This window comes from Pseudomonas sp. PS01299, assembly GCF_029960145.1.
GTDB lineage: Bacteria > Pseudomonadota > Gammaproteobacteria > Pseudomonadales > Pseudomonadaceae > Aquipseudomonas > Aquipseudomonas putida_A.
This window is the reverse complement of record NZ_JASCPO010000494.1, coordinates 1-1,048: the sequence shown is the minus strand read 5'-3', so window position 1 is coordinate 1,048 and position 1,048 is coordinate 1. Positions and strand designations below refer to the sequence as shown.

The 1,048-nt window shown below is 60.0% G+C and carries 1 protein-coding gene; it reads right to left on the bottom strand.

The window, feature by feature from the left end:
• Positions 1–94 precede the first annotated feature (94 nt).
• A complete protein-coding gene (gene aqpZ / locus QMX91_RS31215) occupies positions 95–790 on the bottom strand; it encodes an aquaporin Z (protein WP_098967720.1) in 696 nt (231 codons plus the stop codon).
• Positions 791–1,048 lie beyond the last annotated feature (258 nt).

The following is a 1,048-nucleotide window of genomic DNA, read 5'->3' as shown; positions in this document are numbered from 1 at the left end:
GGCTTGCTCCCGAATGCGGTGTGTCAGTAGGGTAAATATGACTGACACGACGCCTTCGGGAGCAAGCCCCCTCCCACAGGGATTTCCAGTAGTTTCAGATATCCTCTTTACCTAACCAACGATAAATCGCCCCGCCTGCCACAGCGCCAATCAGCGGCGCGACCCAGAACATCCACAACTGCGCGATCGCCCAGCCGCCGACCATCAGCGCCGGCCCGGTGCTACGAGCCGGGTTGACCGAAGTGTTGGTGACCGGAATCGAGATCAGGTGAATCAGCGTCAGCCCCAGGCCGATGGCAATCGGTGCGAGGCCCGCCGGGGCGCGTTTGTCGGTGGCGCCGAGGATGATGATCACGAACATCCCGGTCATCACCAGCTCGGTGACAAAGCCTGCCGCCATCGAGTATTTGCCGGGCGAGTGCTCGCCGTACCCATTGGACGCCAGACCTGCTGCGATGTCGAAACCCTCCTTGCCGCTGGCGATGTAGTAGAGCAGCGCGGCGGCGAGTATCCCGCCGAGCACCTGGGCGATGATGTAGGCGGGTAGCTCTTTTGCTGGAAACCGTCCGCCGACCACCAACCCGACCGATACCGCCGGATTGAGATGACATCCGCTGATGTGGCCGATGGCGAACGCCATGGTCAGCACCGTCAGACCAAACGCCAGGGCCACCCCCAGCACCCCGATGCCCAGAGGCGAAGACGCGGCGAGCACCGCACTGCCACAACCACCCAGAACCAGCCAGAACGTACCCAACAACTCAGTAACTGAACGTTTGAACAGAGACATGAGAGAGTCCTTGATAGCCCATGCTATCGAGACTGTATTGCGTTGTGCTTCCCAGCAGATTTACGACAGGTTCCGTGCTGGAACCTTGGCTGAGTACAGCACGCTTTGGATGGATTTCCAGCAGCCATGAAAAAACCGCCAGAGCCCGTGGTTAGAGGGCTGTGGCGGTTCCCAATATATTGTGGGAGGGGGCTTGCTCCCGAATGCGGTGTGTCAGACAAATGTTCGGTACTGACACCCCGCTTTCGGGAGCAAGCC

What these genes read in the sequence shown, in the direction of transcription:
- aqpZ (WP_098967720.1), bottom strand. Translation starts at nt 790, where the DNA reads ATGTCTCTGTTCAAACGTTCAGTTACTGAGTTGTTGGGTACGTTCTGG.